This is a genomic window from Streptomyces sp. NPDC020996, assembly GCF_040641355.1.
Classification (GTDB): Bacteria; Actinomycetota; Actinomycetes; order Streptomycetales; family Streptomycetaceae; genus Streptomyces.
On record NZ_JBFADM010000041.1, the window covers coordinates 1 to 24,423 of the forward strand.

Below are 24,423 nucleotides of genomic sequence, written 5' to 3' on the forward strand. Positions count from 1 at the left end.
CCGGACGAGGTCCGCGCGGAGGGCGTGCCGGAGGACCTGGTCGCGCACAAGACGTTCCGGGGCGACCACCCGACGACCACGATCCTGGCGCGGGAACTGACCCCGTCCGTGCTCGGCCAGCTCATCGCCCTCTACGAGCACAAGGTGTTCGTCCAGGGCGCCGTATGGAACATCGGCTCCTTCGACCAGTGGGGCGTCGAGCTCGGCAAGGTGCTCGCCAAGCGCGTCGAACCCGCCCTGACCGAAGGGTCAGACGTCCCCGGCCTCGACCCCTCCACCAGCGCCCTGGTGGCCGCGTACCGCGAGCTCAAGGAAGTGAACTGAACCATGACTTCGATGCAGTTGGGCCTCATAGGCCTCGGGAAGATGGGCGGCAACATGCGCGAGCGGCTGCGCCGCGCGGGCCACACCGTCATCGGCTACGACCGCAACCCCGACCTGTCCGACGCGGCGAGCCTGACCGACCTCGTCGACAAGCTCGCCGCCCCGCGCACGGTCTGGGTGATGGTCCCGGCCGGCTCCCCCACCCAGTCGGTGATCGACGAGCTGGGCACGCTGCTGTCCCCCGGCGACGTCGTCGTCGACGGCGGCAACTCCCGCTGGACCGACGACGAGAAGCACGCCGCCGAACTCGGCGCCAAGGGCATCGGCTTCGTCGACGCCGGCGTCTCCGGCGGCGTGTGGGGCCTCGAGAACGGCTACGCCCTGATGGTCGGCGGCGACAAGGAGCACGTCGACCGGCTGCGGCCGGTCTTCGACGCCCTCAAGCCGGAGGGCCCGTACGGGTTCGTACACGCGGGCAAGGTCGGCGCCGGGCACTTCTCCAAGATGGTCCACAACGGCATCGAGTACGCCATGATGCAGGCGTACGCGGAGGGCTGGGAGCTGCTGGAGAAGGTCGACTCGGTGGACAACGTCCGCGAGGTGTTCCGCTCCTGGCAGGAGGGCACCGTCATCCGCTCCTGGCTGCTCGACCTCGCGGTCGACGCCCTCGACGACGACGAGCACCTCGACAAGCTCCGCGGCTACGCGCAGGACTCCGGCGAGGGCCGCTGGACCGTCGAGGCGGCGATCGACCACGCCGTGCCGCTCCCGGCGATCACCGCGTCGCTGTTCGCCCGGTTCGCCTCCCGGCAGGACGACTCCCCGCAGATGAAGATGGTCGCGGCGCTGCGCAACCAGTTCGGCGGTCACGCCGTCGAGGCGAAGGGCTGACCGTCAGTGGGGGACCTCCTGCTGGTCCGGCACAGCGAGACGGAGTGGAGCGTGTCGGGCCGGCACACCAGCCGGACCGACCTGCCCCTCACCCCGCGCGGTGAGGAGCAGGCCAAGGCGCTCGCTCCGCTGCTGTCGCACCGGACCTACGCCCTGGCCCTGACCAGTCCGCTGCACCGCGCGACCCGCACCGCGGAACTGGCGGGCCTGACGGGGACGACGACCGACCCCGACCTGCACGAGTGGGACTACGGCGGCTACGAGGGCATCACCACCGTCGAGATCCACCGCACCCGGCCCCACTGGGACCTGTGGCTGCACGGCGTGCCGCCCGCGCCGGACGGCGCTCCGGGCGAGTCGCCGGCCGAGGTGGGCCTGCGGGCGGACCGGGTGCTGGCCCGCGTCGACGCCGCGCTGCAGAACGCCGCCGGCGACGTCGTCCTGGTCGCCCACGGCCACTTCCTGCGCGTGCTGACGGCACGCCGGCTGGGGCTGACCCCGGCGGACGGGCGGCTGTTCCAGCTGGCGACGGGGACCGTGTGCCGACTGTCGACCGAACACGGCCGCCCGGTCATCGCCGAGTGGAACACCCGCCCGTAGGACTCGCATTGAGCCACCGGGCCCGAGGCCCCGGCGACCGGCCAGCTAGAGTCCCGGCTGATGGACACAGACGAGCTGACGCCCGCCGAGCGGCGGGTCTGGCGGGCCTACGCGACCGGCACGACGGTGGACTTCGGCGAGGGGGAGGAGGAGCAGGGGCAGGACCCGGCGCACGGCGACGACTGGGGACCGGAACGGACCATACGGGCCCGGGTGTTGCGGGCCCTGCTCCTCAACGGCCCCCAGGAACCGGGTGAGGTGGCGGCCCTGAAGGTGAAGGGGGCGCGGATCACCGGGGTGCTGAACCTGAGGTACGCGACGGTCGGCAGCGTCGTCCACCTGGGCCGCTGCCGCTTCACCGACGTCCCGGACTTCTCCGGCGCGCAGCTGGTCTACCTCAACCTGCGCGACTCCGTGCTGCCCGGCCTCCTGCTCCCGCGGACCCGGGTCGACGGCAGCGTCCGGCTGACCCGCTGCCGGATCGGCGGCCCCGTGCACCTGGGCGGGTCGCAGATATCCGGGGCGCTGATCCTGGAGCAGGCGGAGCTCACCGCGACCGGGCCCGAGCCGGTGCTCAAGCTCAGCCACGTGAGCATCGAGGACGACCTGTGCGCGCCGGGGCTGCGCACGCAGGGCGAGATACGGCTCGACGGGGCCGCGGTCGCCGGCTCCGTCGACCTCAAGGAGGCGCGGCTGCACCATCCGGACAAGGTCGTCCTCGACGCGCAGACCCTCGTCGTGGAGGGCGACCTGCTGATGCGGCAGGTGTCGGCGTCCGGCTGGATCGGGCTGCGCGGCGCCCGCGTCGCCGGCCGCCTCGACCTGTCGTACGCCCGCCTGTCGAACCCCGGCGACACGGCCCTGCGGGCGAGCAGCTGCACCATCGGGGAACTGTGGCTGCGCGGCGGCCCGGCCCTGGACGGACGGCTCAACCTGCGCCGCGCCCAGGTCGACGTCCTCTTCCTGGAGCCGGACGTGGTGCCCCGGGAGGTCCTGCTCAGCAACCTCGTCTACACCACGCTCGCGCCCCATGTGCCCGCCGAGCGCCGTCTCGCCATGCTGGAACGCGACGCGGAGGGCTATGTCCCGCATTCCTACGAGCAGTTGACCGCCGCGTACCGCCGCGTCGGCGACGACCACGCGGCCCGGCTGGTCCAGCTCGCCAAGCAGCGCCGCCTTCGCTCCACCCGCGCCTGGTACGGGCGGCTGTGGGGCTACGTGCAGGACGCCACCGTCGGTTACGGCTTCCGTCCGCTGCGCGCCTGCGCCTGGCTGCTGTCCCTGCTGGCCGTCGGCTCGGTGGCATACGCCCTGCACCATCCCCGCCCGCTCAAGGCGTCGGAGGCCCCGCACTTCGACCCGGTGTTCTACACCCTCGACCTGCTGCTGCCGGTGATCTCCTTCGGCCAGGAGGGCGCGTTCGCGCCGGACGGCTGGTACCAGAGGCTGTCCTACGCGCTGGTCATCACCGGCTGGATCCTGGCCACGACGGTCGTCACCGGCATCACCCGCACCGTCAGCCGCCAGTGAGCCGGTTCGGCGTGTGCTGGGCCGTGTGCTGAGCGGCCAGGCGGACGGGCGTGTTCCGAAGCGCACGGCCGATCCATACGGTGACGGGCTCGAGCCGGCCGCACCACGGGCGTCACGCGTTCGACCAGCCCCGCTCACACAGCACCAGCCGGTAGCCGTCGGGGTCCTCGACGGTGACGCCCCACCGATTCCAGTACGGATTGGGCGAGAGCACGCGCCTGCCGCCGTGCGCCTCCAGCCGGGCGACCAGGTGGTCCGGCACCGGGCCGTCGACGTAGATCACCAGCAAATCCTCCTCGGTGGGCCGGGGCTGCACCGGCCGGGCGGGGTCGCGGACGAGCTCCAGATGCCGGCCTGCGTCCGGCCAACCGAGCATCAGCAGCTCGTGCTCGCCGGACTCAAGGCCGCCCTCGGTCCGCCACACGACGGAGAGCCCGAGGCCGGCCGCCCAGAACCGCTCGGCGGCGGCCAGATCCCGGGAGGGGCGGGCGATGCGGAGATGGCTGCTGCCGTCGACGGGCATCCAAGTCCCTTTCCCAGCACGGAAGTCGTCGCCCCCGCACTCTAGGCACCCGGCGGCGCACCGGACCATCGGCCGTCCGCCCTCCGTCTCCGGCCCCAGACCGGTCGCGGACGCGGACACGGGTGGGGGCGCGGACACGGGTGGGGGCGCGGACACGGTGGGGGCGCGGCCCCCCGCGCCGACGGACCGACGCGTCGCGTCGCGTCGCGTCAGAAAGCTGCCGCGTCGAGAACCGGGGCCAGCTCGCGGACGACGGTCTCCAGCGCCCGTACGTCCTGTTCGGCGCGGGCGATGAGGATGGCGCCCTCCAGGGCGCTGATCATCAGCGTGGCGAGCGGTTCGGCGCGCCCGGCCGGCACCCCCATGCCGGTCAGCGCCTCGGCGACCGGCACGGTCCAGGCGGCGAAGGCCGCGGCCGCCGCCTGCCGGGTGGACTCGGCCGACTCCGCGCACTCCACCGTCGCCGCCGCGACCGGACAGCCGCCGGCGAAACCGGCCTGCCGGTACTCGTCGGTCCACTGCCCCACCATCGCCGCGAACAGACCGCCCGGCGTGGGCCGTTCCAGGCCGGCCAGGAAGCGGGCGATGCGGTTGGCGGCGTAGCGGCCCGCCCAGGCCACCGCCTCGTTGACGAGCTGTTCCTTGCCGCCCGGGAAGTAGTGCTGGAGCGAGCCGCGGGGCGCCTCGGCGTGCGCGGCGACATCGCGCATGCCGGTCGCGGCGACGCCCTGGCGCCGGATGAGCTGGGCCGCGCTGAAGACCATCCGGTCACGCGGACCCCGTTCGGGCACCGCCATCGCCCACCTCCCGTCCCGTCGGCCTTCCGTGACGCGCTGAACCTCGCCCGGCCGCACTCTATGACGGCCGTCATGACACCGGCTACTATGACCGCCGTCATAGACCTATGACCGTCGTCATGAACGGCGGCCACACGGACAGGAGGCGGTGCACCGTGCACGTCGGCTTCGTCGGGCTCGGCGTCATGGGCCGGCCCATGGCGCTACGGCTGGCCCACGCGGGAACGCCCCTGGTCGTGTGGAACCGCACGCCCGCCCGCGCCGAACCGCTCCGCGCGGCCGGGGCCGAGGTGGCGACCGAGGCCGCCGAGGTGTTCGCGCGGGCGGAGGTGGTGATCCTCATGCTGGCCGACGACCTCGCGATGGACGCCGTCCTGGGCCGCGGCACCCCCGGTTTCACCGCCCGCGTCGCCGGGCGCACGGTCGTTCACATGGGCACGACCTCGCCCGAGTACTCGGCGGCGCTCCAGGCCGACGTCCGCGCCGCGGGCGGGAGCTACGTCGAGGCCCCCGTCTCCGGCTCCCGGGTCCCGGCGGAGAACGGGCAACTGGTGGCGATGCTGGCCGGGGAACCGGAGGACGTGCGGACCGTACGGCCGCTGCTGGCCCCCATGTGCCGCGAGACGTTCGTCTGCGGCCCGGCGCCGAACGCCCTGCTGATGAAGCTGGCGGTCAACCTGTTCCTCATCACCCAGGTCACCGGTCTCGTCGAGGCCTTCCACTTCGCCGACCGGCAGGGCCTGGACCGGCGGTTGTTCCTGCAGGTCCTGGACGCGGGCCCGATGGCCAGCGCCGTGTCCCGGATGAAGGCGCCCAAGCTGCTGGACCGGGACTTCGCCGTGCAGGCGGCGGCGCTGGACGTGCTGAAGAACAACCATCTGATCGCCGAGGCGGCCCGCAAGCAGGGCCTCGCCTCGCCCCTCCTCGACGTCTGCCACGCCCTCTTCCGGGAGACGGTCACACTCGGGCACGGCGGCGAGGACATGGCGGCCGTCCTGCACGCCCTGGAGGCGCGCACCGCGGCCGGCGTCACCGGCGGCTGACGGTCATCCCCGGTTGTCGCCCCGGGCGATCCCGTACGCCCGCTCCACCCGCAGCCGCACCACCAGCCGCCGGTCACGGACCATCGCGGCCCGGAAGTCGTCCCAGTCCGGGTGCTCGCCGAGCACGTCGCGGTAGAGCCGGACCAGTTCCTCGACCGTGTCGTCATGCGGGTCCGCGGCGACGGGCGAGAGGTCGGCCGTCCCCTCGACGACCGTGTACGCCCACCGGTCGGCGGTGGTCACGTGGTACGACGCCCGCGGGTCCCGGCGCAGGTTGCGCGTCTTGGCGCGGTCGTCCGTGACGGAGATCCGGACGATCCGCTCGTCCGGGTCGTAATGGTGGCTGACGTTCGAGAGCTGGGGCCGGCCGTCGCGCTTGAGGGTGACCAGCACCCCGCCGCGGACTTCGGAGAGCAAGCTGAGCAACGCGTCCTCGGTCATACCGGGGACAACCGGCGCTGCTGCCTGCCGCATTCCCGTCGACGCCCGCCGCGGGGGCCAGGCGCCACGGTGGCATATGACCGGCGCCCACGGGACCGTATCCGCGTTCCTACGGGATCATGGGGTCTGGGGCCGGCCGGGACGCCTGCCGGGTGGGGTGTGCCGGACCGCGCCTCGGGAAAGTGATCGGAGGAGAGTGATGGGACAGTTGCGACAAGAGGTCGAACCGGGTGAGGCGGGGCTGGACGGGAAGGCGCTCGACCGGCTCGACCAGCACTTCGCCCACTACGTCGACGAAGGACGCCTGCCCGGCTTCCTGGTGGCCGTGGCCCGCGGCGGCCGGGTCGCCCACCTCACCGCGCACGGCCGGCGCGACATCGCGGCCGGGCTGCCCGTCGAGACCGACACGCTGTGGCGCATCTACTCCATGACCAAGCCGGTCACCGCGGTCGCCGCACTGATCCTCACGGAAGAGGGCCGGCTCTCGCTGGACGACCCGGTAGCCCGGTACCTTCCGGCCTTCGCCGATCCCCGGGTCCACGTGAGCGGTTCGGGCGCCGACGTCCGCACCCGCCCGGCCGCCGGACCGATACGGATCCGGCACCTGCTGACCCACACCGCCGGCCTGACCTTCGGCTTCTACCACGCCCACCCCGTCGACGCCCTCTACCGCGCGGCGGGCCTGGAGTCCTCGGTGGTGCCGGGCACGGATCTCGCCCGGACGGTCGACGTGTACGCGAGCCTGCCGCTGCAGTTCGATCCGGGTACGCAGTGGAACTACTCCGTCGCCAGCAACGTGCTCGGCAGGGTCATCGAGGTGGTGTCCGGTCAGCCGCTCGACGCGTTCTTCGCCGAGCGGCTCTTCGGCCCGCTCGGCATGGCCGACGCCGGATTCCACGTCCCGGAGGAACAGGCTCCCAGACTAGCCGAGTTGTACGGCGACACCGGCGACGGCGGCATCGAGCCGATCCCGGGGCTGCCGCTGCGCGGACGGCCCCGCCTGCTGTCCGGCAGCGGCGGCATGGTGGCCTCCGCCTACGACTGGCACCGCTTCATGGAGTTGCTGCGCCGCCGCGGCGAACTCGACGGCGTCCGCCTGCTCGCGCCCGAGACGGTGGACCTGATGACCAGCAACCACCTGCCCGACGGCGCCGACCTGCGCTCCTTCGGCAGCCGCCCCGCCCACGACGTGCCCGGCAACGACGGGGTGGGCTTCGGACTCGGCGTCTCCGTGGTCGTCGACCCGGCCCGCACCGCGGCGCCCGTCGGCCTGGGCACGTACGGCTGGAGCGGGGTCGCCACGACGACGTTCTGGGTGGACCCCGGCCGCGACCTGACGGTGCAGTTCTACACGCAGCTGCGGCCGAAATCGTCCAACGCGTTCTTCCCCGAACTCAAGCGGCTGGTGCACGAGGCCGTCACCGGCTGAGACCGCCCTCCCCGCTGCCGGTGCCGACGCCGAGTTCACGGCAGGCGAGGCGGAAGCGGTCCAGGCAGCGGCCCCACGGCCCGCCCACGCCGAACTCCAGCAACTGGGGCAGCAGCGCGGCCGAGAAGTCGGTGCTGGACTCGCTCGGCAGCAGGGACGGCAGGTTGTCGATGGCGATGAGGTCGAGCGGCGGCTCCTCGCGCAGCCGGCGCGTGGGATCGTCCCAGTCGGTCGTGCGGTCGTAGACCGGCAGCACGTTCAGCGGCGAGCCGACGTCGCAGGTGACGTCGCAGAGGGTACGCAGGCGGCGAGCGGGGTCGTCGAGGTCCTGCTCGCGCAGGAAGGGCGGGACGGGGCTGGTGGCGAGCACCGCGTTGACCATCACGTCGTGCCCCAGCAGGGCCCGGCGGTCGAGGTCCCGGGTCTCGGCGAGATCCCAGCACGTCGGCTCGACGCCGGCCGTCTGGAAGGCGACGCGTGCGCCGCGGCCGCTGCGGCCGAGGGCGCCGATCACCAGGGCGGTGAACTCCCGGTCCCCGGCAACGGGCCGGAGCGTGGCGTCCAGTTCGTCCTTCGCCGTGGGCGTGAGGGGCGCGGCCAGCCGGCCGCGGTGCTGCAGGACGGCGAGCGCGGCGCCCAGGTAGCCGGCCCAGAAGCCGAAGGCCGCGAGGCGGCGGCCGGTGTCGTCGACCAGGTACTCGAGGTCGTAGAGCGCGCCGCCGCCCGCGGCGAACCGGCGCAGCAGGTCCGCGGCCCCGGGCTGCCGCTTGTAGGCGTGCCCGAAGAAGATGTGCCGGTGCGTCAGCTCGCCCGGCTCGTCGGGGAGTTCCTTCAGCCCCAGCACGACCGCTTCCTTCGGGGCCGACACCCAGGAGCCCGCGGGTGCGACATCGCAGCCGGCCGCCACGTACTCCTCGACCGGGAAGATCCGCTGCGGGGACTCCTCGACGGTCACGCGCACGCCGCTGTCGACCAGCCGCCGGGCGTCGGACGGCACGACGGGCGTGCGCCGCTCGGTGCTGCGGACCTCGTGGCGCAGCCACAGGTGGAGCTCTGTCATACCGGTTGGGCCTCCGGGCGCGGGGCGCCGGCCGCGACACGGCCGGCGCTCGAGGGGCTGACGTCCACGAAGGGTACGCGGCCCGGAGCGGAGCCGCGGACCACCCCGCCGGTCCCCGGGCCCTACCGGAGGTGCGCCACCGCGTCCAGGTGCGGCAGGTGGTGGTCCAGCCGCTCCCGCTTCGTGCGCAGGTAGGTGATGTTGCTCTCGCACGGCGGGATCAGCAGCGGCACCGTCTCGGTCACCTGGATGCCGTGCCGCGTCAACGCCTCCCGCTTGCGCGGGTTGTTGGACATCAGCCGTACGGAGTTCACGCCGAGGTCGTGCAGGATCCCGGCGGCGACGCCGTAGTCGCGCGCGTCCACCGGCAGCCCGAGCGCCAGGTTGGCCTCGACGGTGTCCAGGCCCTCCGCCTGCAGCGCCATCGCCCGCAGCTTGGCCAGCAGCCCTATGCCGCGCCCCTCATGGCCTCTCAAGTAGACGACCACGCCGCTGCCTTCGGCGGCGACGGCGCGCAGCGCGGACGCCAGCTGGTCACCGCACTCGCAGTGCTGCGAACCGAACGCGTCACCGGTGAGGCACTCGGAGTGCAGGCGCGTGAGGACGTTCTCGGTGCCGATCTCCCCGTGCACGAGAGCCACTTGCTCGTCACCGCGGTCGTGGTCCAGGTAGCCGACCGCACGGAATTCCCCGTACACCGTGGGCAAGGGGGCATTCACGATCCGCTCCACGCCCGTGCGCTGCGCCGGCTTCTTGCCGAGTACCCCGATTTTTTCTGTCATGATCTGATTCCTAAACAGAGACGAAAGGCCGTGAGGGAATGGATGGTTCGGGCGCGCGTACGGCGGCGTACGGTCTGGTGCCGACGGACACTACGGAGGAGGTACGGACCAGAGGCGCGGGCGTCTCAACGCAGGTGGCCGTCCTTCCGGTCGGCAGCTTCGAACAGCACGGTCCGTTCCTTCCGTTGGCGACGGACACGCTCGTCGCCTGTGCCGTGGCCCGGGAGATCGCCGCGGCGTACCCGGTGCACCTCCTTCCTCCGGTGACGATCTCCTGCTCGCACGAGCACGCGGGCTGGCCGGGGACCGTCAGCATCTCCTCCGTGACCCTGCACGCGGTGGTGCGGGACATCGCCGACTCGCTGCGCCGCTCCGGCGTGGACGCCCTGGTGGTGGTCAACGGGCACGGCGGCAACTACGTACTGGGCAACGTCGTCCAGGAGTCCTCCGCCCGCGGCGAGCTGATGGCGCTCTTCCCGGCCATGGAGGACTGGGAGACGGCCCTGCTGCGCGCGGGGGTGGTCACCTCGCCGCTCACCGACATGCACGCGGGGGAAATCGAGACCTCCATTCTTCTGCACGCTCACCCCGAAATGGTCCGACCCGGTTACGGGAGTGCCGACTTCGTCGCGGACGACCGGCGTCATCTGCTCACCCTCGGTATGTCCGGCTATACCGATTCGGGCGTCATCGGACGCCCTTCGCTGGGTTCCGCGGAAAAGGGCAGGGAGTTGCTGGCGAGCCTGGTGGATTCCTTCGGCGCGTATTTCTCACTGCTCACCTCGCGGGACGGGTCCGCATAGTCTTCCCCGTCGGCCGCCGCCGGGGAAGCCGCACGCAGACCCTCGTACCAGCGGACGACGAGGACGACGGCCCCCGGCAGGCTCGCGACGAAGCTCAGCACCCCGTAGACGACGGCGACCGCCAGGCCACTGCTCGCGCCGAGGCCGGCGGCCCCGAACGCCCAGGCGGTGACGCCCTCGCGGGGGCCGAAGCCGCCGACGTTCAGGGGCAGTCCCATGGCGAGCAGCGCGAGCACCGCGAGCGGCAGCAGGACCGCGGCGGACGCCGCGGCCCCGGCGACCCGCGCGGACAGCACGAACATCGCGACGTGACCGGCCAGGACGAGGACGGACGAGACGACGACGCCCGGCCCGTTGCGGCGTGACAGCAGCGCCTCGCGCGCTTCCCGCCCCTCGGCGAGGGTGGCGCGCAGGACGCGTCCCCGGCGGGAGGACGTCCCGTTCATCCGCAGGGCCACGACGACGGCGAGCGCGCCCGCGGCGGCGAGTGCGGCGAGCGGCGCGAAGTGGCGGGCCTCGCCCAGCACCGGGGACGGCATGGTCAGCAGCACGACCGCGCCGACGACGGCCAGCGCCGCCTGTCCGGCGGCGCGTTCCAGGACGACGGTCCGCACGCCGCGGCCGAGGTCTCCCTCGCTCCGCCCGTGCCGCACGGCCCGGTGCACGTCGCCGAGGACGCCGCCGGGCAGCGCCGCGTTCAGGAACAGGGCGCGGTAGTAGTCGGCGACGGCCGCGCCGAACGGCAGCCGGATCCGCAGTCCCCGGGCCACCAGCGCCCAGCGCCAGGCGCTCAGCACGGTGGTGGCCACGCCGATCCCGAGCGCCGCGAGCAGCGTCGTCACGTCGATCCGCCGCAGCCCGTCCAGGAACACGCCGGTGCCCAGCCGCCACATCAGCACGGCGAGGATGGCGACCCCGGCGACGGTCCCGAAGTGCGTCCGCACGGCACGCGACCCCAGCACGGCCCGCCACCGGGCCACGCGGGGACGGGCCACCGCGTCGGCGGTGGGCTCGGCGAGGCCCGCGGACTCGGCGAAGCCCTGGCCACCCCCGCCCCCGAACTCGGCGAGGCCCTGGCCGCCCCCGCCCCGGAACTCGGCGCGGCCCGGGGCCCCCTGGGCCTGGCATCCGGCGAGGTCCAGGGCGGCCTCAGCGGGCGTGGGCCCGGCGGTCCGCTCGACGGCCGGGTCCTCGTCCGCCCCGGCCCTGCCGGGTGCGGCCCCCCGCGCCGTCACCGTCTTGGTCACCGTCACCGTCTCCATGCTCACGCTCACGCTCACGCCCGCGCACCGCCCGCCGTCGGCCGGGACAGGGCCAACAGGTCGCTGTGGTGGACGACGACGTGCAGTTCGCCGGCCTCGCAGGCGGCCAGCCGCTCGCGCAGATACCGTTCTGCACGCGACTTCAGCTCGGGGCGCTGTTCGACGGCCGCGCCGACCCAGCCGCGCAGCCACTGGACCGTCAGCGCGGCCTCGTCGGGGCCGAGCCGCCAAGGGCTCGGGTGGATGCGTACCGTCGCCCCGCGCTCGGAGAACGCCTCGGCCGCCGCCGTGACCGCGTCGGGTCCCAGCAGCCCGCCCCGGCGCTGGTGGGCGTTGAACGCCTCGGTGATCTCCTGGTCCAGCGGGTCGGACGGGGTGAGTTCGACGCGTCCGGCGACAGACAGGGTGAGCAGCGCCGTGCAGCCCGCCCCGGTGCAGGCGGCGGCCAGCGTCTCGACCTCCTCGCGGTTGAGCACGTCCAGCAGCGCGGAGGCCGTCACCAGCGACGCGCCGGCGAGGGCGTCCGGGGTGAGCCGGGCGACGTCGCCGCGCCGCGCCTCGACGGTGACGCGGCTGCCGTCGGCGGCGGAGCGCGGTCCGGTGACGGCCGCGAAGTGCAGGAGGTAGGGGTCGCGGTCGTGCAGGATCCAGTGCTGGGCACCGTCCAGGTGGGGGGCGAGCCAGCGGCCCATCGAGCCGGTGCCGCACCCGACGTCGTGGACGATCAGCCCGGACCGCCCCGGCAGGTTGGCGAGCCGGATGCGCAGCGGGTCGAGCAGGTCGTGGGCGCGGGCGGCCGCGTCGACGGGCTCGCGCAGCTGGAGCCATTCGGGGGCGTAGCGCGGCGGCTCGGGCTCGTCCTGCGGCCCGTCCTCCCGCAGGCGTAGGGTGGCCCGTTCGCCGGGCCGGAGGGTGGGTCCGGTGGGCCCGGCGCCGGGGATCACGGAGCCGTCGCCGGTGACGACGGAATCGCCGTTCGGGATCACGACGGAATCGCCGTTCGGGATCACGGCACCGTCGCCCGGAACGACGGAATCCCCGCCCGGGATCACCGCGCCCTCGTCGGAGATCACGGCGCCCTCCGTCCCGTCGGCGTCCGTGGAACGGGCCGCCGCCCGCGCACCCTCGGCGCCCCTCGGCCCCGGCTGGGCCGGGATCGTCCCGCTCACCTGCGCCGTCCTGTTCATGCCGCCCTCCTGGGTTCGTTCGGCAGCTTGCCCAGCACTCCGGCGAGGCTGCGGGCCGTGGTCGGCCAGCCGTCCAGCGCCGCCCGCCGGCTCCGGGCGGCGGCCTTCAGCCGGCGCCGTACGTCGGCCTCGCCGAACCAGCCGCGCAGTTCGGCGGCGAGGGCGGCCGGGTCCTCCGGCGGGACGAGGATGCCGGGCACCCCGCCGTCGGGGGCGCGGCCGACCGCCTCGGGCAGGCCGCCGACGTCGGTCGCGAGCACCGGGATGCCGCGGGCGAGGGCCTCGGTCACCGCCATGCCGTACGTCTCCGCATAGGAGGTGAGGACCATCAGGTCGGCGGCGGCGTAGCTGGCGTCGAGTGCGGCGCCGGACCGCGGTCCCGCGAGGTGGATGCGGTCCCCGAGGCCGTGCCGGCGGATCAGCGCCCGCAGTCGGGCGACGTACTCCGGGTCCTGGCCGAGTCCGCCGACGCACACGCAGTTCCACGGCAGGTCGGCCGCCGCGGCCAGCGCCTCCACCAGCCGGTGCTGGCCCTTGCGAGGCGTCACCGCGGCGACGCACAGCAACTGGGAGACGCCGTCGGTGCCGGAGGCGAGCGGCGCGATGTCGGCGCCGGGAGCGGCGACGTGCACCCGCTCGGGGGCGAGGCCGTGGTGGGAGACGAGGCGGCGGACCGCCCAGTCGCTGGTGGCGACGACGGCGGGCACCGCCCGCAGGACCGCGCGTTCCCGGGCGTCCAGTTCGGCGGCCGCCGCCGGTTCCAGGCCCGTCTCGTCGCCGAGCGGGAGGTGCACGAGGACCGCGAGCCGCAGCCGTTGCGTCTCGGGGACGACGATCTCGGGGACGCCGCAGGCGACCAGGCCGTCCAGCAGGACGACCGAGCCGTCCGGCAACGCGCGCAGCACGCGGGCGAGTTCGGCGCGGGCGGCGGCGTCCGGCCGGGGCCAGCCGCCGCTCACGGCGTGCTTGTGCACCTGCCAGCCGAAGCCGGGCAGGTCCAGGCTGACGCGCCGGTCGTAGGCGTTGCCGCCGCTCGGCGCGGCCGGGTCGTCGACGCCGCCCGGCATGACGAAGTGCACGGAGCGCAGGGACATGGGGATGATCTCGGCGTTCTTGACGGCGGAGTGCTGCACGGGGACGTAGTCGAGCCGCGCCCGGTCCGCGTGCTGGACGGCCGTGTCCGAGTGGCGCATGGTCGTGTCCGAGTGGCGGATGGTCGTGTCGGTCACAGCGCACGCTCGTAACTCGCCCAGGCGACGTGCGACTCGTGCAGGGTGACGGCGATCCCAGCGATGCCCTTGGCGCCCTCCCCGAGGGCGCCCTTGTGGATGCGCTCGGCGAGCCGGTCGGCGATGACCTTGGCCAGGAACTCCGTCGAGGTGTTGACTCCGGCGAAGTCGGGCTCGTCGTCGAGGTTGCGGTAGTTCAGCTCGCTGACGACCGCACCGAGTTCCTGGGTGGCCAGCCCGATGTCGACGACGATGTTGTCGTCGTCCAGCTGCTCGCGCCGGAAGGTGGCGTCCACGAGGAACGTCGCTCCGTGCAGGCGCTGCGCCGGTCCGAAGACCTCGCCACGGAAGCTGTGGGCGATCATGATGTGATCGCGGACGGTGACACTGAACAACGGACGACCCTCCAGGTGCGGCGCGTCGGGTCCCCAGGCTGATTGCCGCCCGGGGGTACCGAGTACTACGGCTCTCGACTTCCCCGCGTTCAGCCGCCTCTCACCCTTTTCTCAGGTCAGGCGCCCGTACCGTGCCGGATCCACCGGATCCACCGGTCCACGGGATCCACGGGATCCACCGGTCCACCGGTCCACCGGTCCACCGGATCGAACGAACGGGACGGTCAGACGACGTGATCGCCGTAGCGCACGCGGTGGCACAGCGCCGGGATCCGCCCGGAGGCCAGGCCAGGCATCACGTCGGGCAGCTCCTCGAAGTGGCTCTCCCCGGTGACGAGGGCGTCCAGGGCAGAGTCGGCGAGCAGGTCGAGGGCGAGGGCGAGCCGGTCGCCGTAGGAACGGTTCGCGCGGGCCGGGGAGACGGTGCCGACCTGGCTGGAGCGGATGGTCAGGCGCCGGGAGTGGAACGCCTCGCCCAGCGGGAGGCTCACGCGCCGGTCGCCGTACCAGCTCAGCTCGACGACGGTGCCCTCGGCGGCGAGGAGTTCCAGGCTGCGGGCGAGGCCCTGCTCGGTGGCGCTGGCATGCACCACGAGGTCGCAGTCGCCGAGGGCGTCCCCGGGCAGCGCGAAGCCGACGCCGAGGGCGTCGGCGGTCTCGGCGCGGGCCGGGTCGGCGTCGACCAGCTGGACGCGCACGCCCGGGAAGCGGGCGAGCAGGGCGGCGACCGAGCAGCCGACCATGCCGCCGCCGACGACGGCGATCCGGTCGCCGACCAGGGGCGCGGCGTCCCAGAGCGCGTTGACGGCGGTCTCGACGGTGCCGGCGAGCACGGCCCGCCCGGCCGGCACGGTGTCCGGTACGACGGTGACGGCGCCGGCCGGGACGACGTACCGCGTCTGGTGCGGGAAGAGGCAGAAGACGGTACGGCCGGTCAGCTCGGCGGGCCCCTCCTCCACGACGCCGACGCTGAGGTAGCCGTACTTCACGGGGGCGGGGAAGTCGCCCTCCTGGAACGGCGCGCGCATGGCCGCGTGCTGGCTCTCGGGGACGCCGCCGCGGAAGACGAGCGTCTCCGTGCCGCGGCTCACCCCGGAGTAGAGCGCGCGCACCAGCACCTCGCCCTCGCCGGGCTCCGGCAGCTCCACCTCCCGGATCTCGCCTTCACCCGGACGACTGAGCCAGAAGGCGCGTGCGCTGCGTCCCATCGAGCATCCTCCTGAACGATCGGCAAGTTGTTCACGTACCGAGGTGTGCACAGGCCGCGCACAGTACGCGGCGTTGATCGACTCTGTCATATGGCCGGAGGACGTGCGGTGGCCCTGAACAACACTTACGACGCGAGGCCGGTCCAGCAGGAGACCGCTGTGGGAGCGGGCGTGCAGATCCTGTTGCTGGCCCTGCTCGGCACGGCGATCGGCATGGGGCCGGCGGGCTGGCTGACCGGCCTCGCCTTCGCCGTCGCCACCTGGGCGGTGCTCTCCCGGGCGCTGCACCGGACCCGCCCGGCCTCCTTCGGCCCGGCCAACCGGGTCACCCTCGGCCGTTCCATCCTGGTCGGCGGCGTGACGGCGCTGGTCGCGGACTCCTTCGAAAGCTCCCCGCCGGTGACGGTCTTCGTCGGCCTGACGGCCGTCGCGCTGATCCTCGACGGCGTCGACGGCAAGGTCGCCCGCGCCACCGGCACCTCGACCCCGCTCGGCGCCCGGTTCGACATGGAGGTCGACGCGTTCCTGATCCTGGTGCTCAGCGTGTACGTCTCCATGTCCCTGGGCCCCTGGGTCCTGCTGATCGGCGGCATGCGCTACGTCTTCGTCGCCGCGGCCCGCGTCCGGCCGTGGCTCAACGCCCCGCTGCCCCCGAGCACGGCCCGCAAGACGGTCGCCGCGGTCCAGGGCGTGTTTCTCCTCCTGGCCGCCTCGGGCCTGCTGCCGTACCTCGCGTCGTTCGGGGTGGTGGCGACGGCCCTGGGCCTGCTGGTGTGGTCCTTCGGCCGGGACGTGGCTTGGCTGTGGCGGACGTCGCGGACAGCCGCGCCGGAGGGCCCCGCAGTGCACCGCGCGGAACTTGAGCTGGCGTCACGCTGAGGCACGGGGCTCGTCACAGACTTGTGAGGAGCCCGTCCAGCGGGGCCGGGACCCGTCCGGGGTCGAGTGCCTCCACGAGAAGGCGGCCGTAACGGATCTTGCGCCCCTTCCTCGTGCCGAGGAAGCGCCGCAACTGCTGCTGCCGGGGCCGTCCTTGCTGAGCGGGCCGGTGCGGGAAGGTCTGCCAGGCGCGGAGGTCACCCTCGGCCCGGACGACCTCCTCGACCCCGGCCGTGCCCAGCGCGCGGATGAGCTCGTCCTCCAGATCCGTCACGCACACGAAGAAGCCCCGGCGCGGTGCCCCGGCGCGCCGCAGACCGCGGTCGTAGAAGGGCTGCTCGCGCTCGTCGCCCAGTCCCGCGAGGCGCAGACCGAGACCGGGCGGCCCGAGAAGGCCGGCGTAGCGGCCGACGTTCATCGCCCCGCCCATCGGCAGGACGCACACCCCCTCGGCGGCCAGGTCACGGCCGCGGCGAGCGGCCAGCGCCTCGACGGCCGCAAGGTCGCTGAGTCCCTCCAGCAGCACCGCCGTCCGCAGCCCCAACCGCACGGCCAGATCATGCGCCGGCCCGCCGGAACCACCGGCCGCCCAGCCGCAGACGGCGTCCCGGAACGCCCGCATCTCCGCCATGCCACGAGTCTGCCCCTCCGCCGACATCAGGGCACGAAGTTCTTCGACGGCTCGACTCCACGTGATCGGCCTCCTCGCACATCGGGATTTGACAGCGCTGCTCGCCACCCCCTACAACCTAGCGACATGACATTCATTTTCAAAAAGACGGAGCGGTAGTGCGGATCGCGTTCGTCGGCAAGGGCGGCAGCGGCAAGACCACCCTGTCGGCCCTCTTCACACGGCACTTGGCCCGATCCGGCGCACCCGTGCTCGCCGTCGACGGCGACATCAACCAGCACCTCGCCGAGGCGCTGGGCCACGACGGACCACTGGACGCGCCACCCATGGGCGCCCATCTGACCGAGATCAAGGACCTGTTACGCGGCGAGAACCCCCGTATCCCGTCCGCCGAGTCGATGATCAAGACCACCCCACCCGGACGCGGCTCCCGTCTCCTGCGCCTGCTCGGCGACGACGACCTGCACGCACGTCACGTCCGGCGCGCTGGCGGCGTACCGCTGATGGTGACGGGCGAGTTCGACGAGAGCGACCTGGGAGTGGCCTGCTACCACTCCAAGCTCGGCGCGGTGGAGCTCTACCTCGGCCACCTGGCCGACGGCCCCGGCGAGTACGTCGTCGTCGACATGACGGCCGGCGCGGACGCCTTCGCGTCGGGCCTGTTCACCCGCTTCGACCTCACGTTCCTGGTGGCCGAACCGACCCGCAAGGGCGTCTCGGTCTACCGCCAGTACCGGGACCACGCACGGGAGTTCGGGATCCGGATCGCCGTCGTCGGCAACAAGGTGACCGGCGAGGACGACCTCCTCTTCCTCAAGGAGCAGGTCGGCGACGACCTGCTGACATACCTGGTCCACTCCCCCTGGGTACGCGCGGCCGAACAGGGCCGCGGTGAGAGCGACCCGGACCCGCTGAAGGCCCTGGACGCCCTGGAACCGCACAACCGCCACGCCCTGGACGTCCTGCGGGAGACCGTCGACTCCCACGTCCGGGACTGGCCGAGCCTGCACCGTCACGCCGTCGACTTCCACCTGCGCAACGCCCGCGCATGGGCGGACAAGGCGACCGGCCTGGACCTGGCCCGCCAGGTGGACCCGGACTTCGTCCCGGGCCCCGCAGCACTTGCCTGACCGCACCACCGCACGACACCACCGCACCGACGACCAGACAGGACACCCTTCCCATGTCTCTCGACGTCTCCCCGAAGCTCCTCGCCGAAGCCGAGCAGGGCGACATCCGCGAGGAGGACTTCGTGGACACCGTCCGCACCTCCCTCCCGTACGCCTACGACCTCATCGCCTCCCTCGCCACCGAACTCAACGACGGAACGGCCGAGTTCACCGACAACCAGACCCCGCCCCCGTCCGAGCGGGAGCGCGGCCAGCTCCTGCGCGCCCTCGCCAGCGACGCGATCCGGGGCGCCCTGGAACGCCACTTCGGCGTGACCCTCGCCTTCCAGAACTGCCACCGCGTGGCGGCGTTCCGGCCGGGCGCGCAGGACGGAGAGATGTACACCCGCTTCACCTCGGTACGGTCCCAGGTCCTGAACCAGTCGCCGGAGTTCAGGGACTGCTGAGCCCCGGAGCGCGGGGGCCGCGAACGCACTGGATCGCGGCCCCCGACGCTGGACAGGCGCTGTCCGGGCCGGTAGGCGGTGGCGACCTGCACCAGCTCGTCCACGTCCTCCGACAGCCCGTCCACCAGGGAACTGGGGCGCAGGCCCTCCCCCGCCTCCAGGCGGGCCAGCAGTTCGGCCTGGCTGGCGGCCGGGGCCTTGCCGGTGACCAGCAGGTAGGTGAGGACGCCGAGCCCGTAGACGTCGAGGTAGACGGGTCGGGGTTGAGGGCGGTGAGTTCGGGCGCGAGGTAGGCGTCGGCGTCGTCGGCCGGGTGCATTGCGGACAGGGCGGTCGGCGCGAAGCGGGTCATGCCCTGGCCCTGGGAGGAGTCACCGCTGCGCTGGGTGGCGATCTGCCAGTCGGCGGCCCTGCAGAACATCGGCATCCGCAAGCCGCGATCTCGCGCTAGCCGATCGCCGTGATGCGGCGCCGCTCGTCGCGCGGAGGCTGCTTGAGCATCTCGACCAGTTCGTCGCCGGTGTAGACGCCGTTCTGGTCGTGGGCGGGCAGCCGTACCCGGAGGCTGTTGTCCGTGAAGCAGACGGCCTCGGCGACCCAGACCCGCTTGCCGCCGGGCTGCGCGAGCAGGTCGGCCAGCTCCTTGGCCTTGCGGTTGACCAGGTGCAGCGGGTTGCCGTGGGCACGGCGGCGGCCAGCGGGAGTGGTCTGCACCCCGGTGCCGTTCTCGGACGTGACCGAGCCGTGCCAGTCCTTCCGCTCGATCATGCAGAGGCCGCCGGGAGCGACGACCAGCAGGTCGACCTCGCGGACATGGCCGGTGTTCGCGGTGAAGGTGAAGTCTGACGATGCTCATGGCGACTGCCGGACGATTCGAGTGTGCTGCTGTTCGCCACGGACGACGCCCCCCTTGTCGCGCTTGTGGCGCACGTTCCAGCCGTACAACGGCTCCGCGGCCGGGCCCGGTTACGTGCCTGGCCCGGCGGGAGCCCGTACAGGCCGACGTGTGCGAGCGGACGACCGAAAACGAATCGCGGCAACTCGGCCGTGCAGTAACGTGGTTCACCGCTGCGCACCTTCCCGGAGGGTACGTCGGCGGTGTTCATGCGCCGGTCCTCGGCCGTGACCGGCGAGTGGTTTCCGCCGCGTGACGCACGCGGCGTGAGTGCGGATGCCCGGTAGGGCGATCCCTGCCATTCCCAGCTCACGCCAAGGAGTGGATGTCCGTGAACCCCGTTGAGTGCAACCCTGCACGTCGCCACCGGCTTCGCAAGATGCTGGTCGACGTCGCCACGGGTGTCGCCACCCAGCTCGTGGTGGCCGCCCTGACGGCGGCAGCTCGCCTGCTCTTCTGACGCAGGCCAGTGGCGGGCCCGGAGAGCCCGCCACTCCCCGTCGTCCGGCCGTGCGCCTCAGAACAGATACAGATCGGGCGACTGCGGGCCCGAGTTCTGGCGCCTTCTGCGGGAGCGCCGCCCCCGGCGGGGCCGGGGCAGGTGCGGCACGCGCGCCTCCTCCGGCAGGTTCTCCCAGGTGGGACGCAGCCCGTGCACCTGGACTTCCCCGACCAGGTCCTTCAGGTAGCTCCGGGTCTCCTCGTCCGTGGAGTACAGGACCGTCGCGCGGCTCGCCCGCGTCATCAGCACGTGGTAGGCGTGGCGGATCAACCGGGCGAACTCCTCGTCGTCGACGCTGCCGGCTTTCACCTTGGGGTCGAAGGAGCCGGGGACGGCCACCCGCTTGACACCGGTCTCCGGGTCCTTCCGTTCCTTGCCTCGGCGGAACACCCACTGGCCGTCCCGGCGGACCATGTCCTGGCCCATGATCACGCCGCACCAGTCCCATTCGAGTCCCTGGGCCGTGTACACGCAGCCGATCTGGTCAAGTCCCTTCTCGTGTACGCCCCAGATCTTGCACGGTGGCGCTCCGTTCTGGCAGAAGGCGCCACTGTCCGCGTTCCACGGTCTGTGCCAGTTCCCGATGCGTACGTCGGTCTCCAGGCGTCTCTCCTTGCCGAGCGGCTTCGTCCACGGCCAGCAGTAACCTGCGACGATGCGGGCGGAGGCTCCGGCGAGCGCTTCGGTACGGATGATCCGTTCGAGTTCGTCCGGACTGTCGGCCACCTCGACGTGCATCAGTCCGTCCGGCGTCCACGGCCGCGGCTCCTCGTCGGTGAGCCCGAGCAGCGCGCGCACCCAGCGGATGTAGGCGTCGCTGCCGCCGCAGCGGAACTGCTCACGGAGTTCGTACCGCAGGAGGCTGGCGCCGTACCGTCGTGCCGCGTCCTCGACCAGCCCGACGGTGCCGACCTCCTTCGGTCGCACGCACTGGGCCTCGTCGAGGAAGAACACGGTCAGGCGTGAGGCGTCGAGCAGCTCGTCCACCTGGGGCTTGGTGCCCTGCTGCTCGGGCTTCCAGAACCTGTTGGTCGTGCGTTCCCGCAAGCGGTGCGCCTCGTCGCAGATCAGCACGTCCAGGGGTGGGTCCGGCGGGGTGACATAGTTGCTGAAGTAGGTGAAGGTCTCCTTGAACTCCCGATCCCCGTAACCGACATGTTCCTGAATCGCGCCGTTGAAGGCTCTGCTGCCGGTTGCGAAATTGACCGTGTGCCCCTTGGCCTCCAACTCGGCTTTGAGCTGGAGACCGATGGCACTCTTGCCGGTACCGGCGCCTCCTGTGACCAGGAAGACAGCGCGCTGCTCGTCCGGTACGAGGGCAGGGTGTCGTGAATCCGGGAGGATCTTGGAGGCGGTGTCCATGATTTGGTCCGCGACGGTCTTCTGGCGGCCGCGCAGGGTGAAGACCGTGTCCTCTCCTCGGGAGCGGATCATGGCGTCCAGCAGAGGTGTGTTGCGTAAGCCCATGCTCTGCAGCAGTATCTCGGCCGCGGAGGCGCCGCCTTCGTCGGTGAAGTGCTTCCGGAGGTCCGAGATGAGCTGCTCGCGCCGGTCGTTCGTGTAGACGTGAGCGTAGGCGCCGGTCGGCGCCTGCACGTCGATCAGGGGCCGGACAGATTCCTCGTTGGCGTTGTGCAGGTAGGCGAATCCGCCGCATTCGAAGTCCAGTCCGTGCAGCGGTCCCCGGCCGCCCGTGAAAGCCTCGTAGTGCTCGCGTAATTGGAGAGCGGGGTGTTTCTTCCTTCCCATTCCCGGTACGTGCACCATGTCCGCGGTGGCTTGTTCCACCCTGGTCACCATGGACCAGCGCTTCAACTCGACGAGCTGAACGGACAGCGTCTTCTCTTCCGGGTGCCGGCCCACGAGAACGACATCGATGAGCCTGGGGTCACCCGCGCGCTCTGCCTCGTCGAGGGTGGCGGCGCACTCGACGATCATCTCCACGTTGCCCCGACCGGCGGCGACGAGATCCCGGGCGAGGTGCACGAGGCTCTCGGCCCACGCGGAGCGTTCCGTCAGCGAAGCGTCGGCACCTCGGAAGTGCCGCCATCTCGCCGCCAGGTGCGGCACCATGCGGCGTCGCGAGTTCAGGGTCAGCAGATCCTGCGCTGCCAGCCGCAGCAGGAGCATGGACACGAGGTGGGTCCCCCAGGGCACGAGTGACTCGTGCGGGTGGGGGCATGTCCTCGTGGGGAAGCCCGTCGGGCCGCGATCAGTACCGACGATCTTAGGGAGAGGTGCGTCCGACCGGCGACGACGCCGCCGTGGTCGGCCCGAAGCGCCGCCATCTTGGCTGGATCACGTGCCCCCGGCGGGGAAGCGCCCGGCCAGGTCTCCGGTCAGACGGCGGAGGGCTGCCGTTCCTGCCGACGGCCGCCCGCCAGTTCGTGCAGTTTCTCCCTCGTCTCCGGGTCCGTCGAGTACACGATCGTGCCTACCATGCCCCGGGTCAGCAGCACCTTGTACGTGTTGCGGATCAGGCGGTCCACGTCCGTGTCCGGGGTGGACTTCTTGAAGACCGGGTCCTTGGACGCCGTGCGGTCCGTGATCCAGCGGTCTCCGCGCCAGACGAGGTCGGGGCCGATGATGACGCCGGACCAGTCGTACTCGAAGCCCTGCGCGGTGTAGACGCAGCCGACCTGCCCGGAGCCCGCAGGGTCCGTGGCCCACAGCGCGGCCGGGGGCGCGCCGGAGACGGAGCGGTCGCCGCGCAGGTTCCAGGGGCGGGCCCAGTCACCGATGACGACGTCTGGCGGCAGCGGGTCGCCGGGCTTGGGTTCCGGGGACCAGCGCCAGCAGTAGCCGGCGGACATACGGGCGCCGTAGCTCTGGGCTCGGCGGGCCTCGAGGAACGCCTCCATCTCCTGCGGGCTGTCGGCGACCAGGAGCTGCATGCGGCCGTCGGGCTCCCAGACCACGGGGCCGCCCGGCTCCAGGCCGAGGAGCCGGACCACCCAGCGCAGGTAGGCGTCGCTGCCGCCGCAGCGGAACTGGCTGTCCAGCGGGACGACGTGGCACGGGATGTCCCGTTTCGCCGCCGCGGCCTTGATCTCGGCCACGGTGCCCATCTCGCCGGGGCGCACGACCTGGTGCTCGTCGAGGAAGAAGACGGGGACGTAGGCCACGTCGATGAGTTCGTCGATCTGCGCCCGGCCGGTCCGCAGCGCGGCACGTGTGTAGCGGTTGGCCGAGGTCTCCCGGATGCGGTGGGCCTCGTCGCAGATCAGCGCGCCGAGACTGTTCTTCTCGGCGGTCATGAAGCTGTTGAAGTACTTGAAGAGATCCTGCACTTCCCGCTTGCGGGACCCGGCGACCTTCCGCATCGTCTTGGTGAACGACTGCGAGCCGGTGGCGTGCAACGCCGGGATCCCGCGCCGGTACAACTCGCCGAGCAGTTGCAGGGCGATGACGCTCTTGCCGGTGCCGGGACCGCCGGTGACGATCACGACCTCCTTGCGGTCGGCGTGCTTCGCCTTCTGCACCGCGTTGAGCACCAAACGGTACGCGACCTGCTGCTCGTCGAGGAGGACGAACTGCTGCCGCTCGCGCACCTCCTCGGCGGCCACGGACATCAACTGCTTGGAAGGCACCTTGGCGCCTGCGCACAGTTCGTCCGCCGCTGCTGCTCCCGGATGCTTGTCGCTGAGCCTGGCGCGGAGGTGGTCGACGAAGGCGCCCCTGCGTTCGGCGGTGAAGAGCAGCCCGTGGCCGTCACGCTCGATCTCCCGCAGGCCGGTCACACCGAACTCGGTGGCGTTGTGCAGGAACGCCACTCCGTTGACACGATGACCGTGGTCGGACACCGCCCCGTTGAAGTTGACGAGGTACTCACAGTACCGGCGCACCTGCTCGATAGGGTTGAGAACCGGGTGTGCGTAAGTGTCGACGTTGCACAGCGTGGCGTCTTCTTCGTGCGGGAGCGCCTGGCTCCACTGCTTCAGCTCCACCACGACGTACGACGGCTCGCCCGTGACCGGATGCACTCCGGCGAGGACGGCGTCGGCGCGCTTGCTGTTGAGCGGGAGCGCGTACTCCAGCATGACCTCCACGTCACCCAGGCCGGCGTCGTTGAGCGCGGCGGCCAGAACGGGGATGCTCCGCTCCCAGGAACGCACCTCTGATGCGCCGGGCCGGTAACCATGCATATGGACGAACCGGTCTGTGAGGTGATGGAACAGCGAACCATCGAGCGCCATGACGGCGACCGTCTTCGCGGACGCGCGGAACAGCAAGGACTTCCCCCAGGCAGCACGAAGCGACTCGTGCGGATGGGGGCATGTCCTTCATGACTCCACCAAGGTGGAGCGGAAGCCCGTCGGACCGCGATGACAATGTGATCAAGCGTACCCGGGTGAACCGCGAGCGGCAGGGGCTTGGTCATTCCGAATCGGACACCCGTCATTCGCACCCACATCGCGGACGTCTCGACCGTCACC

The 24,423-nt window shown here is 72.2% G+C and carries 23 protein-coding genes and 2 pseudogenes; 11 read left to right on the top strand and 14 right to left on the bottom strand.

All coding sequences use genetic code 11. The features are described from left to right. From AB0G63_RS25330 to AB0G63_RS25345, 4 genes and pseudogenes are all read left to right on the top strand, one after another. Nucleotides 1-324 (top strand): annotated as a pseudogene (locus AB0G63_RS25330) (glucose-6-phosphate isomerase); the annotation flags it as partial. A 12-nt stretch (nt 325-336) separates the two neighbouring features. Beyond that, nucleotides 337-1,215 carry a phosphogluconate dehydrogenase (NAD(+)-dependent, decarboxylating) gene (gnd, locus tag AB0G63_RS25335; protein ID WP_360754440.1) on the top strand — a complete coding sequence of 293 codons (879 nt, stop codon included), beginning with the start codon at nt 337-339 and terminating at the stop codon, nt 1,213-1,215. Between the two features lie 6 nt (nt 1,216-1,221). Further along, on the top strand, nt 1,222-1,815 hold the full coding sequence (locus AB0G63_RS25340) for a histidine phosphatase family protein (protein ID WP_360754307.1): 594 nt from the start codon (nt 1,222-1,224) through the stop codon (nt 1,813-1,815). Nucleotides 1,816-1,875: 60 nt separating this feature from the next. Beyond that, a complete protein-coding gene (locus AB0G63_RS25345; protein ID WP_360754310.1) occupies nt 1,876-3,345 on the top strand; it encodes a membrane-associated oxidoreductase in 1,470 nt (489 codons plus the stop codon). Nucleotides 3,346-3,457: 112 nt separating this feature from the next. On the opposite strand, the gene AB0G63_RS25350 is transcribed toward AB0G63_RS25345, so the two are convergent. Both AB0G63_RS25350 and AB0G63_RS25355 read right to left on the bottom strand, forming a co-directional pair. Continuing rightward, nucleotides 3,458-3,868, bottom strand: coding sequence for a VOC family protein (locus AB0G63_RS25350; RefSeq protein WP_360754313.1), 411 nt, complete (start codon nt 3,866-3,868; stop codon nt 3,458-3,460). A 209-nt stretch (nt 3,869-4,077) separates the two neighbouring features. Continuing rightward, nucleotides 4,078-4,665, bottom strand: a complete 588-nt coding sequence (locus tag AB0G63_RS25355) for a helix-turn-helix domain-containing protein (protein ID WP_360754316.1) — start codon at nt 4,663-4,665, stop codon at nt 4,078-4,080. Nucleotides 4,666-4,820: 155 nt separating this feature from the next. Here AB0G63_RS25355 and AB0G63_RS25360 point away from each other — a divergent pair, with 155 nt between their 5' ends. Further along, nucleotides 4,821-5,708: an NAD(P)-dependent oxidoreductase gene (locus AB0G63_RS25360; protein ID WP_360754443.1), complete on the top strand. Its 888-nt coding sequence runs from the start codon at nt 4,821-4,823 to the stop codon at nt 5,706-5,708. Nucleotides 5,709-5,711: 3 nt separating this feature from the next. On the opposite strand, the gene AB0G63_RS25365 is transcribed toward AB0G63_RS25360, so the two are convergent. Then, a complete protein-coding gene (locus AB0G63_RS25365) occupies nt 5,712-6,182 on the bottom strand; it encodes a PPOX class F420-dependent oxidoreductase (protein ID WP_360754319.1) in 471 nt (156 codons plus the stop codon). A 166-nt stretch (nt 6,183-6,348) separates the two neighbouring features. On the opposite strand from AB0G63_RS25365, the gene AB0G63_RS25370 reads away from it, so the two are divergent. Beyond that, entirely contained in the window at nt 6,349-7,578 is a 1,230-nt protein-coding gene (locus tag AB0G63_RS25370; RefSeq protein WP_360754322.1) for a serine hydrolase domain-containing protein, read from the top strand. On the opposite strand, the gene AB0G63_RS25375 is transcribed toward AB0G63_RS25370, so the two are convergent. Both AB0G63_RS25375 and ribA read right to left on the bottom strand, forming a co-directional pair. After that, entirely contained in the window at nt 7,568-8,638 is a 1,071-nt protein-coding gene (locus AB0G63_RS25375) for a saccharopine dehydrogenase (protein ID WP_360754325.1), read from the bottom strand. The two genes, AB0G63_RS25370 and AB0G63_RS25375, sit on opposite strands and share 11 nt — an antisense overlap. Before the next feature lie 122 nt (nt 8,639-8,760). Then, nucleotides 8,761-9,420: a GTP cyclohydrolase II gene (ribA, locus tag AB0G63_RS25380; protein WP_324787935.1), complete on the bottom strand. Its 660-nt coding sequence runs from the start codon at nt 9,418-9,420 to the stop codon at nt 8,761-8,763. 38 nt (nt 9,421-9,458) lie between these two features. Here ribA and AB0G63_RS25385 point away from each other — a divergent pair, with 38 nt between their 5' ends. Next, a complete protein-coding gene (locus AB0G63_RS25385) occupies nt 9,459-10,223 on the top strand; it encodes a creatininase family protein (protein WP_360754329.1) in 765 nt (254 codons plus the stop codon). A gap of 131 nt (nt 10,224-10,354) precedes the next feature. Here AB0G63_RS25385 and AB0G63_RS25390 read toward each other — a convergent pair. The 5 genes and pseudogenes from AB0G63_RS25390 to AB0G63_RS25410 form a co-directional block, all read right to left on the bottom strand. Continuing rightward, nucleotides 10,355-11,485: pseudogene (locus tag AB0G63_RS25390) on the bottom strand (lysylphosphatidylglycerol synthase transmembrane domain-containing protein); the annotation flags it as partial. A 14-nt stretch (nt 11,486-11,499) separates the two neighbouring features. Further along, complete coding sequence (locus AB0G63_RS25395) at nt 11,500-12,672, bottom strand: trans-aconitate methyltransferase (protein ID WP_360754332.1); 1,173 nt, start codon at nt 12,670-12,672, stop codon at nt 11,500-11,502. Beyond that, nucleotides 12,669-13,865 carry a glycosyltransferase family 4 protein gene (locus AB0G63_RS25400; protein ID WP_360754446.1) on the bottom strand — a complete coding sequence of 399 codons (1,197 nt, stop codon included), beginning with the start codon at nt 13,863-13,865 and terminating at the stop codon, nt 12,669-12,671. Before AB0G63_RS25400 ends, AB0G63_RS25395 begins: the two co-directional genes overlap by 4 nt. A 32-nt stretch (nt 13,866-13,897) precedes the next feature. Next, on the bottom strand, nt 13,898-14,296 hold the full coding sequence (locus AB0G63_RS25405; RefSeq protein WP_324787939.1) for a 6-carboxytetrahydropterin synthase: 399 nt from the start codon (nt 14,294-14,296) through the stop codon (nt 13,898-13,900). 224 nt (nt 14,297-14,520) lie between these two features. After that, nucleotides 14,521-15,504, bottom strand: coding sequence for a dehydrogenase (locus AB0G63_RS25410; protein ID WP_360754336.1), 984 nt, complete (start codon nt 15,502-15,504; stop codon nt 14,521-14,523). 108 nt (nt 15,505-15,612) lie between these two features. Between AB0G63_RS25410 and AB0G63_RS25415 the strand changes: the two genes are divergently transcribed. Beyond that, on the top strand, nt 15,613-16,383 hold the full coding sequence (locus tag AB0G63_RS25415) for a CDP-alcohol phosphatidyltransferase family protein (protein ID WP_360754448.1): 771 nt from the start codon (nt 15,613-15,615) through the stop codon (nt 16,381-16,383). 13 nt (nt 16,384-16,396) lie between these two features. Here AB0G63_RS25415 and AB0G63_RS25420 read toward each other — a convergent pair whose 3' ends face one another. Beyond that, nucleotides 16,397-17,014: a TOPRIM nucleotidyl transferase/hydrolase domain-containing protein gene (locus AB0G63_RS25420; RefSeq protein WP_360754340.1), complete on the bottom strand. Its 618-nt coding sequence runs from the start codon at nt 17,012-17,014 to the stop codon at nt 16,397-16,399. A 158-nt stretch (nt 17,015-17,172) separates the two neighbouring features. On the opposite strand from AB0G63_RS25420, the gene AB0G63_RS25425 reads away from it, so the two are divergent. Beyond that, nucleotides 17,173-18,144 (top strand): ATP-binding protein, encoded by a 972-nt coding sequence (locus AB0G63_RS25425; protein WP_360754343.1) that lies wholly within the window; start codon nt 17,173-17,175, stop codon nt 18,142-18,144. Between the two features lie 53 nt (nt 18,145-18,197). Further along, nucleotides 18,198-18,590 carry an SCO5389 family protein gene (locus AB0G63_RS25430; protein ID WP_360754346.1) on the top strand — a complete coding sequence of 131 codons (393 nt, stop codon included), beginning with the start codon at nt 18,198-18,200 and terminating at the stop codon, nt 18,588-18,590. Nucleotides 18,591-19,037: 447 nt separating this feature from the next. Here the strand turns inward: AB0G63_RS25430 and AB0G63_RS25435 are convergent, their stop codons facing one another. Further along, complete coding sequence (locus AB0G63_RS25435; RefSeq protein WP_360754450.1) at nt 19,038-19,388, bottom strand: nuclease-related domain-containing protein; 351 nt, start codon at nt 19,386-19,388, stop codon at nt 19,038-19,040. 428 nt (nt 19,389-19,816) lie between these two features. On the opposite strand from AB0G63_RS25435, the gene AB0G63_RS25440 reads away from it, so the two are divergent. After that, a complete protein-coding gene (locus AB0G63_RS25440) occupies nt 19,817-19,945 on the top strand; it encodes a DUF6408 family protein (protein WP_360754349.1) in 129 nt (42 codons plus the stop codon). Between the two features lie 57 nt (nt 19,946-20,002). On the opposite strand, the gene AB0G63_RS25445 is transcribed toward AB0G63_RS25440, so the two are convergent. Together AB0G63_RS25445 and AB0G63_RS25450 are read right to left on the bottom strand one after the other, a co-directional pair. Then, on the bottom strand, nt 20,003-22,117 hold the full coding sequence (locus AB0G63_RS25445) for a DUF2075 domain-containing protein (protein WP_360754453.1): 2,115 nt from the start codon (nt 22,115-22,117) through the stop codon (nt 20,003-20,005). 209 nt (nt 22,118-22,326) lie between these two features. Further along, a complete protein-coding gene (locus AB0G63_RS25450; protein ID WP_360754352.1) occupies nt 22,327-24,219 on the bottom strand; it encodes a DUF2075 domain-containing protein in 1,893 nt (630 codons plus the stop codon). Between the last annotated feature and the right edge of the window lie 204 nt (nt 24,220-24,423).